The sequence below is a fragment of the Amycolatopsis sp. NBC_01488 genome, assembly GCF_036227105.1.
Taxonomy (GTDB): Bacteria; Actinomycetota; Actinomycetes; order Mycobacteriales; family Pseudonocardiaceae; genus Amycolatopsis.
The window spans coordinates 3,547,610-3,561,488 of the sequence record NZ_CP109434.1 but is presented as its reverse complement, the minus strand read 5'-3'; the positions used below and the strand labels follow the sequence as shown (position 1 = coordinate 3,561,488).

16 protein-coding genes are annotated in these 13,879 nt (G+C 72.0%); 7 read left to right on the top strand and 9 right to left on the bottom strand.

The window, feature by feature from the left end:
• Window position 1 precedes the first annotated feature (1 nt).
• The 5 genes from OG738_RS17375 to OG738_RS17355 all read right to left on the bottom strand — a co-directional run bounded on the left by OG738_RS17375 (window position 2) and on the right by OG738_RS17355 (window position 4,408).
• Window positions 2-1,180, bottom strand: coding sequence for a lytic transglycosylase domain-containing protein (locus OG738_RS17375; protein ID WP_329055169.1), 1,179 nt, complete (start codon window positions 1,178-1,180; stop codon window positions 2-4).
• Between the two features lie 151 nt (window positions 1,181-1,331).
• Entirely contained in the window at window positions 1,332-1,841 is a 510-nt protein-coding gene (locus OG738_RS17370; RefSeq protein WP_329055166.1) for a DUF501 domain-containing protein, read from the bottom strand.
• 124 nt (window positions 1,842-1,965) lie between these two features.
• On the bottom strand, window positions 1,966-2,328 hold the full coding sequence (locus OG738_RS17365; protein WP_329056736.1) for an FtsB family cell division protein: 363 nt from the start codon (window positions 2,326-2,328) through the stop codon (window positions 1,966-1,968).
• Between the two features lie 232 nt (window positions 2,329-2,560).
• The gene (gene eno / locus OG738_RS17360; protein ID WP_086865093.1) at window positions 2,561-3,847 is read right to left on the bottom strand and encodes a phosphopyruvate hydratase; all 1,287 of its coding nucleotides are present in this window, start codon (window positions 3,845-3,847) and stop codon (window positions 2,561-2,563) included.
• A 99-nt stretch (window positions 3,848-3,946) separates the two neighbouring features.
• Complete coding sequence (locus OG738_RS17355; RefSeq protein WP_329055162.1) at window positions 3,947-4,408, bottom strand: VOC family protein; 462 nt, start codon at window positions 4,406-4,408, stop codon at window positions 3,947-3,949.
• A gap of 71 nt (window positions 4,409-4,479) precedes the next feature.
• Between OG738_RS17355 and OG738_RS17350 the strand changes: the two genes are divergently transcribed.
• On the top strand, window positions 4,480-4,884 hold the full coding sequence (locus OG738_RS17350) for a tetratricopeptide repeat protein (RefSeq protein ID WP_329056735.1): 405 nt from the start codon (window positions 4,480-4,482) through the stop codon (window positions 4,882-4,884).
• A gap of 186 nt (window positions 4,885-5,070) precedes the next feature.
• Here the strand turns inward: OG738_RS17350 and OG738_RS17345 are convergent, their stop codons facing one another.
• Window positions 5,071-5,817, bottom strand: coding sequence for a lytic transglycosylase domain-containing protein (locus tag OG738_RS17345; protein ID WP_329056734.1), 747 nt, complete (start codon window positions 5,815-5,817; stop codon window positions 5,071-5,073).
• A gap of 369 nt (window positions 5,818-6,186) precedes the next feature.
• Here OG738_RS17345 and efeU point away from each other — a divergent pair, with 369 nt between their 5' ends.
• Genes efeU through efeB form a run of 3 tightly spaced genes read left to right on the top strand, consistent with a single transcriptional unit; the run spans window position 6,187 to window position 9,433 of the window.
• Window positions 6,187-7,032, top strand: a complete 846-nt coding sequence (gene efeU, locus OG738_RS17340; protein WP_329055160.1) for an iron uptake transporter permease EfeU — start codon at window positions 6,187-6,189, stop codon at window positions 7,030-7,032.
• Window positions 7,029-8,180, top strand: coding sequence for an iron uptake system protein EfeO (efeO, locus tag OG738_RS17335; RefSeq protein WP_442875904.1), 1,152 nt, complete (start codon window positions 7,029-7,031; stop codon window positions 8,178-8,180). The genes efeU and efeO overlap by 4 nt, the downstream gene beginning before the upstream one ends.
• Window positions 8,177-9,433, top strand: a complete 1,257-nt coding sequence (gene efeB, locus OG738_RS17330) for an iron uptake transporter deferrochelatase/peroxidase subunit (protein ID WP_329055158.1) — start codon at window positions 8,177-8,179, stop codon at window positions 9,431-9,433. Before efeO ends, efeB begins: the two co-directional genes overlap by 4 nt.
• Here efeB and OG738_RS17325 read toward each other — a convergent pair.
• Window positions 9,430-9,642, bottom strand: coding sequence for a KTSC domain-containing protein (locus OG738_RS17325; protein ID WP_329055156.1), 213 nt, complete (start codon window positions 9,640-9,642; stop codon window positions 9,430-9,432). The two genes, efeB and OG738_RS17325, sit on opposite strands and share 4 nt — an antisense overlap.
• 65 nt (window positions 9,643-9,707) lie before the next feature.
• Between OG738_RS17325 and OG738_RS17320 the strand changes: the two genes are divergently transcribed.
• From OG738_RS17320 to OG738_RS17310, 3 genes are read left to right on the top strand one after another with little or no spacing between them, the layout of a single operon-like run.
• Window positions 9,708-10,277, top strand: coding sequence for a TetR/AcrR family transcriptional regulator (locus OG738_RS17320; RefSeq protein ID WP_329056733.1), 570 nt, complete (start codon window positions 9,708-9,710; stop codon window positions 10,275-10,277).
• The gene (locus OG738_RS17315) at window positions 10,274-11,341 is read left to right on the top strand and encodes an SGNH/GDSL hydrolase family protein (RefSeq protein WP_329056731.1); all 1,068 of its coding nucleotides are present in this window, start codon (window positions 10,274-10,276) and stop codon (window positions 11,339-11,341) included. Before OG738_RS17320 ends, OG738_RS17315 begins: the two co-directional genes overlap by 4 nt.
• A 33-nt stretch (window positions 11,342-11,374) precedes the next feature.
• Window positions 11,375-11,785: a PPOX class F420-dependent oxidoreductase gene (locus OG738_RS17310; protein WP_329055154.1), complete on the top strand. Its 411-nt coding sequence runs from the start codon at window positions 11,375-11,377 to the stop codon at window positions 11,783-11,785.
• 66 nt (window positions 11,786-11,851) lie between these two features.
• On the opposite strand, the gene OG738_RS17305 is transcribed toward OG738_RS17310, so the two are convergent.
• Window positions 11,852-12,403, bottom strand: a complete 552-nt coding sequence (locus tag OG738_RS17305; protein WP_329055152.1) for a hypothetical protein — start codon at window positions 12,401-12,403, stop codon at window positions 11,852-11,854.
• 8 nt (window positions 12,404-12,411) lie between these two features.
• Window positions 12,412-13,779 (bottom strand): hypothetical protein, encoded by a 1,368-nt coding sequence (locus OG738_RS17300; protein WP_329055150.1) that lies wholly within the window; start codon window positions 13,777-13,779, stop codon window positions 12,412-12,414.
• Between the last annotated feature and the right edge of the window lie 100 nt (window positions 13,780-13,879).

Below are 13,879 nucleotides of genomic sequence, written 5' to 3'. Positions count from 1 at the left end.
CCTAGCTGGCGGGTGTCGTCGTCCCGACGGTCGTGGTCGTGGTGGTGGTTGTGACCGAGGTGACCGTCTGCCCGCACGTCGGCGGCGGCGGGGTGGTCGTCGGGTTCGGCGTGGTCTCACCGGTGCCGGTCGTCGTCGGAGGCGGCGGCGGGGTGGTCGTCGTGCTGATCACCGTGGTCGTGGTGGGTGTCGTCGTCGGCGGCTTCGTGCACGAGGCCGGTGGGGTGGTCTTGGTCGTCGTGCCCGGGCTGGTCGGCGTCGTCGTGGGCACCGAAGGCGTCGTCGTCGGGACCGGGGGCGGCGGCACGGCCGGCGGGGCCGGGGCCAGCGCGGCGTTCGGCGCGCCGATCGGGACCGTGCTGTCCGGCACCTGCATGATCCCGTTGCGGTACGCCTCGGCCCACAGGATCACGGTGTTCACGTACGTGTCCGAGTTGTTGTAGCGGTAGATGGCGCCGCGCAGCTGGTCCGGGTTGGCCAGGTCGAAGCCGCCGGAGCAGAGGTAGCGGCCGGTGGCCAGTGCCGCGTCGAAGATGTTGTTGGGGTCGGACTTGCCGTCGCCGTTGCCGTCGGAGGCGTAGCCGCGCCAGGTCGCCGGGATGAACTGCGTCGGGCCGACCGCGCGGTCCCACACCGGGTCCGTGTCGAGCTCGCCGTGGTCGGTGTCCGGGATCGCGGCGAAGCCGCCCTGGCCGTTGAGCTCCGGCCCGAGGATCGGCTCGCGGGTGGTGCCGTTCGCGTCGACGTAGCCGCCGCGGGCGTGGTTGGACTCGATCCGGCCGATGCTGGCGATCAGGGCCCAGTCGATGTGGCACGCGGGCTGCTCGCGGCCGAGGATGTCGGCGGCGTTCTTGTACGCGGCGAGCGCGGTCGCGGGGATGCCGAGGGGGCCGTCGGGCAGCTCGTAGGCCGGGAGCGGCAGCGGGGTGGGCGCGCCGGGGAGGGTGCCGTCGACGGCGATCTGCTGGATGGCGGCGTGGCCGGGGTCGTAGCCCTGGCCGAGCGCGGCGTCACGGGTGTGCTCACCGGTCCCACCGAGCCAGCCGAGGGTGACGCCGCCGGCGAGCAGCGCCGGGATGACCGCGAAGATGCCGGTGATCAGGGGGTACGCCGTGCGGTGGCGGATCCCGAACCTTCGGGTGTGGCTCCCGACTGCGTCAGGCAGTCGCCGCACGCGCATAGCTCGAAGCCCTCCTGGCCGGATCGGTCACCCACCCTCGGGTGACAGCCTGCCGTACCCGGGGCGTGGTTTCACCCCTTCGGGAGTCTGGATCTCGCCGGACGGGGTTTTCGCTCACCCAGCCCAGTTATCTGTTGACGACGCGCGAGCGTTACTCGGCGCAGTCTCCCGTGGGCCACCCGTTCGCCTTAAGGAGGTCCAGCGTCTCGTCACCGAACGGATTCACGCCGGGACCGACCGCGAGCGCGTGGGCGACGTGCACGTGCAGGCACTTGACGCGGCCGGGCATGCCCCCGGCGGTGACCTGGTGGCCGAGCGGCTCGATCGCGTCGCGCTCGGCGAGGTAGGTCTCGTGGGTGCGCTGGTAGCGGGCGGCCAGCTCGGGATCGGTGCTGAGCCGCTCGGTCATCTCCTTCATGATCCCGGACGCCTCGATCGTGCCGATCATCGAGTTCAGCTTGGGGCAGGTGAGGTAGTAGAGGGTCGGGAACGGCGTCCCGTTCTCCAGCCGCGGGCTGGTCTGCACCACCGAGGGGTGCCCGCTCGGGCACCGCGCGGCCACCGCCCGCAGCGCCCGCGGCGGCCGTCCGAGCTGCTCCGCGATGATCTCGCGGTCGGCGTCGGTGACGGGCTCGAACCGGTGCTGCTGCGTGCTGTTCACGCGGTCCACGTTACCAATCCGGCCAAAGCAGGCCGCCCCGCCGAGCGGCAGGTGCATGTGGCCACGAAAGCCATCGGCCGTGACTGTGGCCGGATTGGTGACGATCGGCGCAGTGAGCGTGGGGTCAGCCGCCGGAGACCTGGTTCCAGAGGTTGTCGTACCAGGAGCCGTCCGGGACCTGCGGCTGGCCGGGCTGGGGCGCCGCGTCGGGGGCCTTGTCCTCGGGCAGCTGGACGATGTACGGCGTCTCGCCGGGCTTGACGTACCGCAGCCGGCGCCGGGCCTCGGCCTCGATCTGCGCCGGATCGCTCAGCTCGGCCTTGCGGCCCTGGAGCTGGGCGACCGTCTGCTGCAGCTGTGCCTGCTGCGCCTGCTGCTGGCGGATCTCGGTGCGCTGGGCGAGGTAGGTGCGCAGGGGCACGGCGATGGTGAACGCCAGCGCGCACACCACGATCGCCACCACCGCCGCGCGGCGGGTGGTGGACATGCCGAGCACCTTCGCCGCACCGGACGCGCGCTTCGCCGCCAGGCTCCGGCGCAGCCGGGCCCGGGTCGTCTCGACGTCGCCGGTGCGACGGCGCGCAGCCTCGGGGCCCGCGGCCCCGGTGCGCCGGCGCGCGGCCTCGGGACGGCGGGCCCGTGCCGGACCTGCCGCCCGCGAAGCCCCGCTGCCGCCGCGGCGGTTGCGCGTCGTCCTCCCCCGGTCCGCCATCGCGGGCTCAGCCCTCGGCGCTGAACCGCGGGAAGGCCAGCTCGCCGGCGTACCGGGCGGCGTCACCGAGGGTCTCCTCGATGCGCAGCAGCTGGTTGTACTTGGCGATCCGCTCGCCGCGGGCCGGGGCGCCGGTCTTGATCTGGCCGACGCCGGTGGCGACCGCCAGGTCGGCGATGAAGGTGTCCTCGGTCTCGCCGGAGCGGTGGCTCATCATCGACTTGTAGCCGAACGACGTGGCCAGGGAGATCGCGTCGAGCGTCTCGGACAGCGTGCCGATCTGGTTGACCTTCACCAGCAGCGCGTTCGCGGCGCGGCGGGTGATGCCCTCCTCGAGCCGGTCCGGGTTGGTGACGAACAGGTCGTCGCCGACGATCTGGACCTTCTCGCCGACCTCGGCGGTCAGGGTGACCCAGCCGTCCCAGTCGTCCTCGCTCAGCGGGTCCTCGATGGACACGAGCGGGTAGTCGCGCAGCAGCTCGGCGTAGTACGCCGACATCTGCTCCGCGCTCTTCTTGCTGCCCTCGAAGGTGTACGCGCCGTCGGCGAAGAACTCCGTCGCGGCGACGTCCAGCGCGAGCGCGACGTCGCGGCCCGGCGTGTAGCCGGCCTTCTCGATGGCCTGCAGGATCAGGTCGAGCGCCTCGCGGTTGTTCGCCAGGTTCGGCGCGAAGCCGCCTTCGTCGCCGAGGCCGGTCGAAAGGCCGCGGCCCTTCAGCACCGACTTCAGCGAGTGGTAGACCTCGGCGCCCCAGCGCAGGGCCTCGCGGAAGGTCTCCGCGCCGATCGGCGCGATCATGAACTCCTGGACGTCGACGTTGCTGTCCGCGTGCGAACCGCCGTTGAGGATGTTCAGCATCGGCACCGGCAGCACGTGCGCGTTCGGCCCGCCCAGGTAGCGGAACAGCTCCAGCTCGGCCGACTCGGCGGCGGCCTTCGCGACGGCCAGCGAGACGCCGAGGATGGCGTTCGCGCCGAGGCGGGACTTCGCCGGCGTGCCGTCGAGGTCGACCAGCTTCTGGTCGACGATCCGCTGGTCGACGGCTTCGATGCCGACCATCTCCGGGCCGATCTCGTCGAGCACCGCGGCGACCGCGCGCTCGACGCCCTTGCCGTTGTAGCGGCCGGTGTCGCCGTCCCGCAGCTCGACCGCCTCGTGCTCACCGGTCGACGCACCCGACGGGACCGCGGCCCGCGCCAGCGTGCCGTCGTCGAGGGCCACCTCCACCTCGACCGTCGGGTTGCCACGCGAGTCCAGAATCTCGCGCGCGCCTACCTGCTCGATGAGAGCCACGCCATGCTCCTCGGTGCGTCGTGCCTGTGGTGAACGCCGCCTCCGCGGGAAAGAGAACGTCGGCGGCGGTGACGCGCCCAGCCTAGCCTTCGCGGCAGGTCACCCGTTGGAGGACTCACCGCCCGCGCGGATCGCCTGCCAGCCGGGCGGCAGGTCCACGGTCTCGGACGTCTGCTGCCAGAACGTCCAGCTGTTGCCGCCGAGGTCGGCGACGGTGAACACCCGGGCGCCATAGGGCTGGTCCTGCGGCGGCTCGAGCTCGCCCTCGTCGCCGAGGGCCGCCTCGATCCGCTCGTAGGCCTCGTCGACGTCGTCGACGTAGAGGATGTTGAGCTGGCCGACCGGTCCGTCGACGCCCTTGGCCTGCCAGTAGTCCGGCCCGACGCCGGCGATCTGGATCCGCACGTCGCCCGCGCGCAGCCACGCCTGGAAGACGTCGCCGGCGCCGTCGCAGAACCGGACCTCCTCGGCGAACCCGAAGACCCTGGTCAGCCAGGCGAGCGCCGCCGTCGCGTCGGAGTAGTACAGGTAGGGCGCCAGGCCCCGGTACGGGCTGCTCATGGCGGGACAGTCCACCACGTCCCGATCGGCGGCGTGTGCAAGCCCCTCTTCCGAGGTAACGTGGGATGACCATGACGGACGCCGCAGCTGCTTCGCAGCCTCCCGAGGAGTCGCGGTTCCATGCCTTCCGCCAGGCCGAGGATCTGGTCGGCCGCCGCCGTCCGCTGGACGCGCTGAAGGCGTTGCAGCCCCTGCTGGAATCCGAGACGGACAAGCCGTCGGTGCACCTGCTGGCCGGGCGCGCCTACTTCCACTCGGCGCAGCTGCGGCGGGCCGAAGAGGCGCTCACGCGGGTGCTGGAGCTGGACCCGACGGACCACTACGCCCGGTTCGTCCTGGGCCGCACGCTGCAGCGCCTCGGCCGGTTCGTCGAGGCGCTGGCCCAGATGAAGATCGCGTCGGCGATGAACCCGGTGCCGGAGTACCTCGAGGCGATCAGCGAAGTGAAGGCACGCATCGCGTTGCGCGGGTCCTGACGCGAGCAGGGCTTGAGCCGAACGCACCGCCGCGCCCGCTGCCGTCCTGCCTCCTGCGGGAAACTCCCCCGCCCTCCCTGGGGGGCGTCCCCAAGTCCAGTCTATCGGCGCCCCCCGACAAACCCCCGACTCGCGCGCACTTCCAGCGATGTCGTCCACAATCTCAGCGGCCTGTGGACAACCACGTCAGGGCGCGACGCTGGCCTCCGCGTAGGCGTCCGCCGCGCTGAACACGTCCTGTCCGTACGCCACACCCGAGTTGTAGAACAAGATCGCGCGCCACCAGCCGGCCGGGGTGCCCAGGTCGTCGCCGCCCGAGCACAGGTAGCGCGCCGCCGTGAAGGCCGCGTCGTCCACGTTCTGGGGGTCCGGCGTGCCGCCGTCGCCGTTGGCCCGCTCCTGGTACTTCTTCCACGTCGCCGGCAGGAACTGCATCGGGCCGATCGCGTGGTCCCACGACTTGTCGCCGTCGAGCTTGCCGCCGTCGGTGTCGTGCACCGCCGGGACGCCCGGCGAGCCGTCCAGCGGCGGGCCGACCACCGGCTTCGCGACGCGGCCGTTCGCACCGATCGCCGAGAGGTCGAAGTCCCCGCGCCCGGTCTCGACCCGGCCGATGCCCGCGAGCGTCGCCCACGAGAGGTGGCACGTCGGCTTCTGGCGCTGCATCCACATCTCCGCCCGGCCGTACGCGGCGAGCACGCGCGCCGGGAGGTGCGTCTTGTCCGCGACGCGGGTCGCCCACGCGTCCAGCTCGGCCTGGTCGGACACCGCCGGCCGGTCGACCGGGGCGGCGAGGCCGGCGCGCGGCGACTCGGCGCCGGGCTGGGGGCGCTGCTCCGGAATGGCCAGTGCCGGTTGCGCCGGCGGCGGCGCGGCGGGGGCGTCCGGGTTCCGGATACCGATCGTGACGACGAGCACCACGCCGGTGATCACCAGCCCGAGGGCGAGGGCCGCCCGGCCGAGATAGCGCCGCGGCGGACCGCCCGGAGGCGCGTGCGGAGGCGTGACGGTCGGCTGAGCGGTATCGGCCACCCGATTAGGGTACGGAGCCACTCAAGGGGGTCCCCCGGTCGCCTGACCAGGCAAGCGGAGGGTAAAAACCAGGCCGCTGCCAGCGACGTCACAAATTTTGTTATCGAGTCGACGCGCAGCGCCCTGACCTGCGGTTACCCTAACCTAACTTCGCAACTCGGTCCGTTTTGCCCGATTCTTCCGTCTTCTCTGGGCGTCGGCCCGCTGGACTTACAGGTGAGCCTTACCTAAAACCTTCAGAGAAGCACAAGAACTCAGGGAGGCGGACCGGTGTTGTTCTCGAGCGCGCTGATCGGGCTGCGCGAAGGCCTGGAAGCCGCACTGGTCGTCAGCATCCTGGTGGCGTTCCTGGTCAAGACCGACCGGCGCCACGCGCTGCGGTGGGTGTGGCCGGGCGTCGGCGCCGCGGTGCTGCTGTCGGTCGCCGTCGGCGCGATCCTGACCTACACGACCGCCCAGCTGTCCTTCGAACACCAGGAACTGCTCGGCGGCAGCCTGTCGATCATCGCGGTCGTGTTCGTCACCGCGATGATCTTCTGGATGCGCAAGGCGGCGAAGAGCATCGCCGCCGAGCTGCGCGGGAAGATGGACGACGCGCTGGACGTCGGGCCACTGGCCGTCTTGCTGCTGTCGTTCCTCGCCGTCGGGCGCGAGGGCCTGGAGACCGCGGTGTTCTTCTACTCCGCCGTCCAGACCGCGCAGTCGCACACCGTGCAGCCGCTGATCGGCTTCGCCGTCGGCATCGCGGCCGCCGTCGTGCTCGCCTGGCTGCTCTACAAGGGCGCCGTCCGGTTCAACCTGGGCAAGTTCTTCACGGTCACCGGCGTCCTGCTCGTGTTCGTCGCCGCGGGCGTGCTCGGCTACGGCCTGCACGACCTGCAGGAGGCCGCGTTCCTGCCGGGCATCGGCACCCTCGCCTTCGACGCTTCGGCGACGCTGCCCGAGACGTCCTGGTACGGCGCCCTGCTCAAGGGCATCTTCAACTACTCGCAGCAGACGACCGTGCTGCAGGCCGTCGCGTGGGTCGCCTACGTCGCCATCGTGCTGCCCCTCTTCCTCAAGCCCAGCAAGAAGACCGCGCCGGCGCCCGCCGCCGCGGCCGCCTCGAAGGAGTGACCGTGCGCAACATCCGTCGAACCCCGCTGGCCCTGCTGGCCGGGGCCACCGCGCTGGTGGCGCTGGCCGCGTGCGACAGCAAGGGCGACGCGGCCGGTGCCGCGGCGGCCGGCGGCCCGATCAAGGTGTCGGCGTCCGACACCGCGTGCGACGTCTCGGCCACCACGGCCAACGCGGGCAACCTCACCTTCGAGATCACCAACGAGGGCACCAAGGTCACCGAGTTCTACCTCTACGCCGAGGGCGACCGGATCATGGGCGAGGTCGAGAACATCGCGCCCGGCCTGAACCGGCGGCTGATCGTCGAGGTCGCCGACGCCGGCAAGTACCAGACCGCGTGCAAGCCGGGCATGGCCGGCACCGGCATCCGCGGCGAGTTCACCGTCACCGGCGGCGCGCCCCAGCAGGGCGACGCGAACGCGCAGAAGGCGCAGGCGACCAAGAGCTACGACGACTACATCGCGAACAACACCGCCGCCCTCGAAGAGGAGACGGCCAAGTTCGTCGACCTCGTCAAGGCGGGCAAGGCCGACGAGGCGAAGGCCGCGTACGCGCGCACCCGCGTCTACTACGAGCGGATCGAGCCGGTGGCCGAGAAGTTCGGCGAACTGGACCCGGCCATCGACGTCCGCGAGGCCGACCTCGAGCAGGGACAGCAGTTCACCGGCTTCCACCGGCTGGAGAAGGACCTGTTCAAGACCGGACTGCAGGCCGACAGCCCGCAGATCGCGGACAAGCTGCTGACCGACGTCAAGGACCTCGTCGCGAAGACGAAGACGCTGCAGCTGACCGCGCTCGACCTCGCGAACGGCGCGAAGGGCCTGCTCGACGAGGTCGCGACCCACAAGATCACCGGCGAGGAGGAGACCTTCTCGCACACCGATCTCTGGGACTTCCAGGCCAACGTGGACGGTTCGAAGGGCGCGATCACGTCGCTCCGGCCGATCCTGCAGGCGAAGGACCCCGCCCTCGTGTCCACTTTGGACAAGGAGTTCGCGAACGTCCAGGGCCTGCTCGACAAGCAGCGCGCCGGTGACGGTTTCAAGCTCTACACGGATCTGTCGCAGGACCAGGTCAAGGAGTTCGCCTCGGCGGTCGACGCGCTGAGCGAGCCGCTGAGCAAGGTTGCGGAGGTCGTCTCGAAGTGACGTCGACAGAGGGCACGCGGGTTTCGCGGCGGAAGCTCTTCGGCCTGGCGGGCGCGGGTGTCGCGCTCGCCGGGGCGGGAGCCGCCGCCGGGATCGGGATCGACAAGGCGGCGAGCAGCGCCGAAGCGTCGGTCAACACAGTCGGCTTCCACGGGGAGCACCAGGCCGGGATCGTCACCCCGGCCCAGGCGAACCTGCACTTCGCGGCCCTGGACGTCACCACGAAGGACCGCGAGAAGCTGCGGCAGCTCCTGAAGACGTGGACCGACGCGGCCCGCCGGATGACGGCGGGCCAGGAGGTCGTCGCGAACGGCGCCGTCGGCAGCGGCGACTACGCGCCCCCCGGCGACACCGGCGAGGCGCTCGACCTGCCCGCGTCGAACCTGACGCTGACCATCGGCTTCGGGCCGTCGCTGTTCGACGGCCGGTTCGGCCTCGCGGGCAAGCGGCCGCCGCAGCTGATCGACCTGCCGCTGTTCCCGAAGGACAAGCTCGACCCGGCGCGCAGCGGCGGCGACCTGTGCATCCAGGCCTGCGCGGACGACCCGCAGGTGGCGGTGCACGCGGTCCGCAACCTGGTGCGGCTCGGCTTCGGCGTCACCGAGGTCCGCTGGTCGCAGCTCGGCTTCGGCCGCAGCTCGTCGACGTCGCGGGCGCAGCAGACGCCCCGGAACCTGTTCGGCTTCAAGGACGGCACGAACAACATCAAGTCCGAGGACACGGACATCCTGCGCGACCAGGTGTGGGCCGAGGCGGGTGACGGGCCGGCCTGGATGACCGGCGGCTCGTACCTGGTGGCGCGCCGGATCCGGATGCACATCGAGACGTGGGACCGCGAAACCCTCGACGGCCAGCAGAAGATCATCGGCCGCACGAAGGGCACCGGCGCCCCGCTGGGCCAGACCGCGGAGTTCGACGAGCTGGACCTCAACGTCGGCGGCGCGGGCGGCGAGAAGGTGATCCCGGAGGATGCGCACGTCCGGCTGGCTTCGCACCAGGCGCTCAACGGCGTGCGGATCCTGCGCCGCGGCTACAACTTCGTCGACGGCTCCGACGGCGTCGGGCACCTCGAGGCGGGGCTGTTCTTCCTGGCGTTCAACCGGGACACGCGCAAGCAGTACGTGCCGATGCAGCAGGCGTTGTCGTCGAAGGACGCGATGATGGAGTACGTCCAGCACACGGGTTCGGCGCACTTCGCGGTGCCGCCGGGCGTTTCCGAGACCGGCTACTGGGGCGAGGGCCTCTTCGCCTAGTCCACCTGTTCCGTCGGGTACCGGTCGCGGATCCGGGTGTTGAAGAACCGGCCGTGGCTGGAGGCCGCCATCAGCTCCCGGTACACGGACTCCCGCACCAGCCGGTAGCGGTAGACGCTGCCGTTGACGAACTCGACCTCCAGGAGGTGCTCCTCCCGGTCGTACCCGATCGACGCGATCGTCGAGGAGCTGACGGCTTGCCTGCGCATACCCTCATTATCCCCTTGCCTAAAGCCTTTAGGTAGATCTATGGTGGCTTTAGGAGGTGGCAGTGGTGGTACGCGCCGGGGTGACGACCGAGCGGCTGGTCCGCGCGGGCGCCGAGCTGGCCGACGAGATCGGGTTCGATCGCGTGACGCCGTCGGAGCTGGCGCGGCGGTTCGACGTCAAGGTCGCGAGTCTGTATTCGCACGTCAGGAACGCGCACGACCTGCGGACGCGGATCGCGCTGCTGGCACTGGACGAGCTGGCCGACCGGGCCGCGGCGGCGCTGGCCGGCCGGTCCGGGCGGGCAGCGCTCGTCGCGTTCGCCGGCGTCTACCGCGGCTACGCCCGCGAGCACCCCGGCCGGTTCGCCGCGGCGCAGCTGCGGCTCGACCCGGAAACCGCGGCGGCGAGCGCGGGCGTGCGGCACGCGCAGCTGATGCGCGCGATCCTGCGCGGCTACGACCTGACCGGGCCGGACCAGACGCACGCCGTCCGGCTGCTCGGCAGCTTCTTCCGCGGGTTCGTCGCACTCGAAGCCGACGGCGGCTTCGACCACAGCTCGCCGCCCGCGCCGGAAAGCTGGACCCGCCTCCTCGACGTCCTCGATTCCCTTCTCCGTGATTGGCCACGCCCTTGATCACCACCCCGGTGACCGCCGACCTGCTCCGCGGCGCCCTCGAACTCGAACCCACGCCACGCGGCCTGGTGCCGCACCGGCTGCCCGCCCGCGCGCGGGCACAGAACACCGACCCGCGGCTCGCGATGGCCGAGGCACAGCCCGCCGGCGTCCGCCTGCGGTTCCGCACCACGGCCCGGACGGTCGAACTCGACACGCTGGCGACGAAGGTGGAGTACCCGGGCGCGCCACCGCGTCCCGACGGCGTGTACGACCTGGTGGTGGACGGCAAGCTCGCCGGCCAGGCGACCGCGCCTGGCGGCGTGCGGTTCGCCGACCTGCCCGGGCACCGCAAGGACGTCGAGATCTGGTTGCCGCACAACGAGTTGACGACCTTGGTCGCGCTGCGGACGGACGCTCCGGTTGCGCCCGTTCCACCGGCCGGGCGGGTGTGGCTGCACCACGGCAGCTCGATCAGCCAGGGCTCGAACGCGGCCAGCCCCTCGACGACGTGGACCGCGCTGGCCGCGACGTCCGCCGGGGTCGAGCTGGTCAACCTGGCCTTCAGCGGGAACGCGCTGCTGGACCCGTTCACCGCCCGCGCGCTGCGCGACACCCCGGCCGACGTCGTCAGCGTCAAGATCGGCATCAACGTCGTCAACGCCGACGTGATGCGCCTGCGCGCGTTCGGCCCGGCGGTGCACGGGTTCCTGGACACGATCCGCGACGGTCACCCGTCGGCGCCGCTGCTGGTCGTCTCGCCGCTGTACTGCCCGATCCACGAGCGGACGCCCGGCCCCGGCGACTTCGACCACGCGGCGCTGGCGTCCGGGGTCGTCCGGTTCCGGGCCACCGGCGAACCGGGCGACGGGAAGCTCACGCTCGAGGTGATCCGCGACGAGCTGGCACAGATCGTTTCGCAGCGCGAGGATCCCCAGCTGCACTACCTGGACGGGCTTTCGCTGTACGGTCCCGCCGACTATGCCGAGCTGCCGTTGCCGGACGAGTTGCACCCGGACGGCGCGGCGCACCACCGGATCGCCGCGCGCTTCACGGAGCTGGCCTTCGGCGGCCCGTTCGCTTGACTTCAAGCTCCCTTGAAGTTGAATGCTCGAGGCATGTTCACCGAAGCAGAGCTCGCTTACCTCGACGCCCAGCCGCTGGGCCGGCTGGCCACCCGCCAGCCGAACGGAACCCTGCAGGTCAACCCGGTCGGCTTCCGCTACAACCCGGACGAGAAGACGATCGACGTCACCGGCCACAACCTGCGCGGCAGCAAGAAGTTCCGCAACCTGGCGACCGACGACCACGTCGCGTTCGTCGTCGACGACCAGCCGTCCACGAACCCGTGGCGCGTCCGCTGCCTGGAGATCCGCGGCCGCGCGGAGGCGCTGACCGGCGTGAACCTGCCGGACAACCACTTCGACGACGCGGTGATCCGCATCCGCCCGGAGCGCATTCTCGCCTTCGGCGTCGAGGACTGGGACCGCGAGCCGCTGGAGCTGGAACCGAACATCCGCAACGTCTGAGGGTCTCCGGCGGCTCGTCGTGAGTGTCCGGTCGCGTTGACACTCACGACACCGTGCGCCCGGGCTTCAGCGGCGGCCGCCCCGAACCGTGTAGGCCAGGGCGCCCGCCGCGGCCAGCACCGCGGCCGTCCAGGTGGCCATCGAGGTGCCCGGTGGCTGCAGCATCCAGGCCGCTATGCGGGCCTTGGCCGAGCCGTCGTCCGGAACGAACGCCGCGATCGCGAACCAGGCCAGCGGGAGCGTCCAGCCGAACTGGCCCCCGGCGGCCGTGGCCGCCAGGCCGGCCAGGCCGAGCAGGCCCGCCGCGTCCCGGACCACGGCCGTCAGCTCGACCGTCGACGGCCCCAGTTGCTGCACCGCCAGCACCGCACCCCCGGCCGCGAGACCGATCAGCGTGAGGTGGGCGAACCGGCGCAGCGGCCAGCGCACCGCCGCCGTCCGGTCGAGGTCGGGGTCCTGGCCGCTGAGCCCGATCGCCGTCACCGAGACTCCGGCGGTCAGCGTCAACCCCGCGTACAGCAGGGACCACGAGCCGTGCGCCGGGAGCCACACCGCGAGCGCGCACACCACCAGCGCGGTCACGGCCGCCGGGACCTGCCGCGAGCGCGCGTACAACACCGCCCACCTCATCGCGTGAGCCCCGGGACGAGCACGGCCAGCGGATCGCCGTCGGGGCACCGCAGGTAGTACTGCCGCAGCGCGGCGATCCGCCGCTGCTGCTCGGCGGCCGGCAGCTGCCGGAACGCCCGCCAGGCGGTGTCGATCACGCCGCCCGGCTCGACGGTGGCGCCGAGACCGCGCGGCAGCGGCCTCAGCTCGCCGGTGAACCACGACGCGGACACCGTCCGCGCGGCCGTGTCGCCGAGTTCGCCCGCGTTCCGCGGCAGGCACGAGGGTGTCCCCGCGCCGGCGAGCAGCACCCGGCGCAGTTCGTCCCCGCTCGCATCGAGCAGTTGCGGTTCCGACTGGTAGTCGACGAGCACGGCGCCGGGATCGCGCGGCTCCGGGAGGGCGAACCCGACCGCGGCCGTCGACTCGTCGACCCGGGTCGGCGCGCCCGGGATCTTTTCCAGCTGCCGCAGGACGTCCCGGCCCACCGAAGCCAGCAGCGGCAGGCTCGCCTCGTGCAGCTTCGCGACGCAGACCGGCCCGTCGCACACCCTCCGCGCGGCGGAGTCGTCCGGCGAAAGGCCGGCGTCGGCCGACGACGGCAGCAGCGGCAGCGCGACCGCGACGGCGACCGCCACCGGCAGCAGCCCGAGCAGCCGGCCGCGCGCCGACGTCGCCGCCAGGAGCAGGAACGCGGTCAGGGCGAGCCCGGTGAACCAGACCGCCTGGCCGAGGTCGACCGCCGTCGCCGTGGTGACCATGGTGCCGTGCGGCTGGGCGATCGCCGGGCCGAGCAGTCCGATCCGCGGCGAACCGATCACCGACGACGTCCACGTCTCCGGGTCGAGCGCGCTCCACAGCAGCACCATCAGCACGAGGCTGAGCACGGCGGCCGCGGGGGCGGTCAGCGGGTGCGGCAGCAGCCGGCCCACCGCCAACCCCAGCCAGGCGCCCGCGACCACCGCCAGCACGCCGACCAGCACGATCGGCACGAAGGCCGCCGAGACGAACCCGCCGTGCGCGACCACTTCGACCATCCCGGCGGCGAACACGAGCAGGTAGCCGAAGGCGCTCAGCCCACCCACGGCGGCGGCCAGCATCGCCGCCCGGTGCCACGGCGGCCGCGACGTCGTCGCCAGCAGTTCGGTCATGCCGGACCGGCTGTCCCGGATGCCCTGGATCGTCCCGGCACCGACCACGATCGGCCACAGGAAGACGAGCAGGAACCGCACCCAAAGCGCGGCGGTGGTGGTCTGCGAGGTCCAGTCCGCGGGCGCCTTCCACCACGGCCCGGACAGCAGGAAGAGAAACCCGAGCGCGACGACGAGCACGGCAAGCCCGGCCCACGGCGCGATCGACCGGCGGAGTTCGGTGCGGAGGATCATCGCCCCACCACCCGGTTCCGGCTCGACATGGGCCCGGCGCCCACACCGCGCCGAACCGGATCCCGACCACCCCAACCCAGCTCAACACCGGCCCGACAAA

Coding starts and splice junctions, on each gene's coding strand:
- OG738_RS17300 (WP_329055150.1), bottom strand. CDS start 13,779: ATGATCCTCCGCACCGAACTCCGCCGGTCGATCGCGCCGTGGGCCGGG.
- OG738_RS17365 (WP_329056736.1), bottom strand. CDS start 2,328: ATGTCCACCACCCGCCGCGCGGCGGTGGTGGCGATCGTGGTGTGCGCG.
- OG738_RS17325 (WP_329055156.1), bottom strand. CDS start 9,642: ATGCGCAGGCAAGCCGTCAGCTCCTCGACGATCGCGTCGATCGGGTAC.
- OG738_RS17310 (WP_329055154.1), top strand. CDS start 11,375: ATGTTCACCGAAGCAGAGCTCGCTTACCTCGACGCCCAGCCGCTGGGC.
- OG738_RS17375 (WP_329055169.1), bottom strand. CDS start 1,180: ATGCGCGTGCGGCGACTGCCTGACGCAGTCGGGAGCCACACCCGAAGG.
- OG738_RS17350 (WP_329056735.1), top strand. CDS start 4,480: ATGACGGACGCCGCAGCTGCTTCGCAGCCTCCCGAGGAGTCGCGGTTC.
- OG738_RS17355 (WP_329055162.1), bottom strand. CDS start 4,408: ATGAGCAGCCCGTACCGGGGCCTGGCGCCCTACCTGTACTACTCCGAC.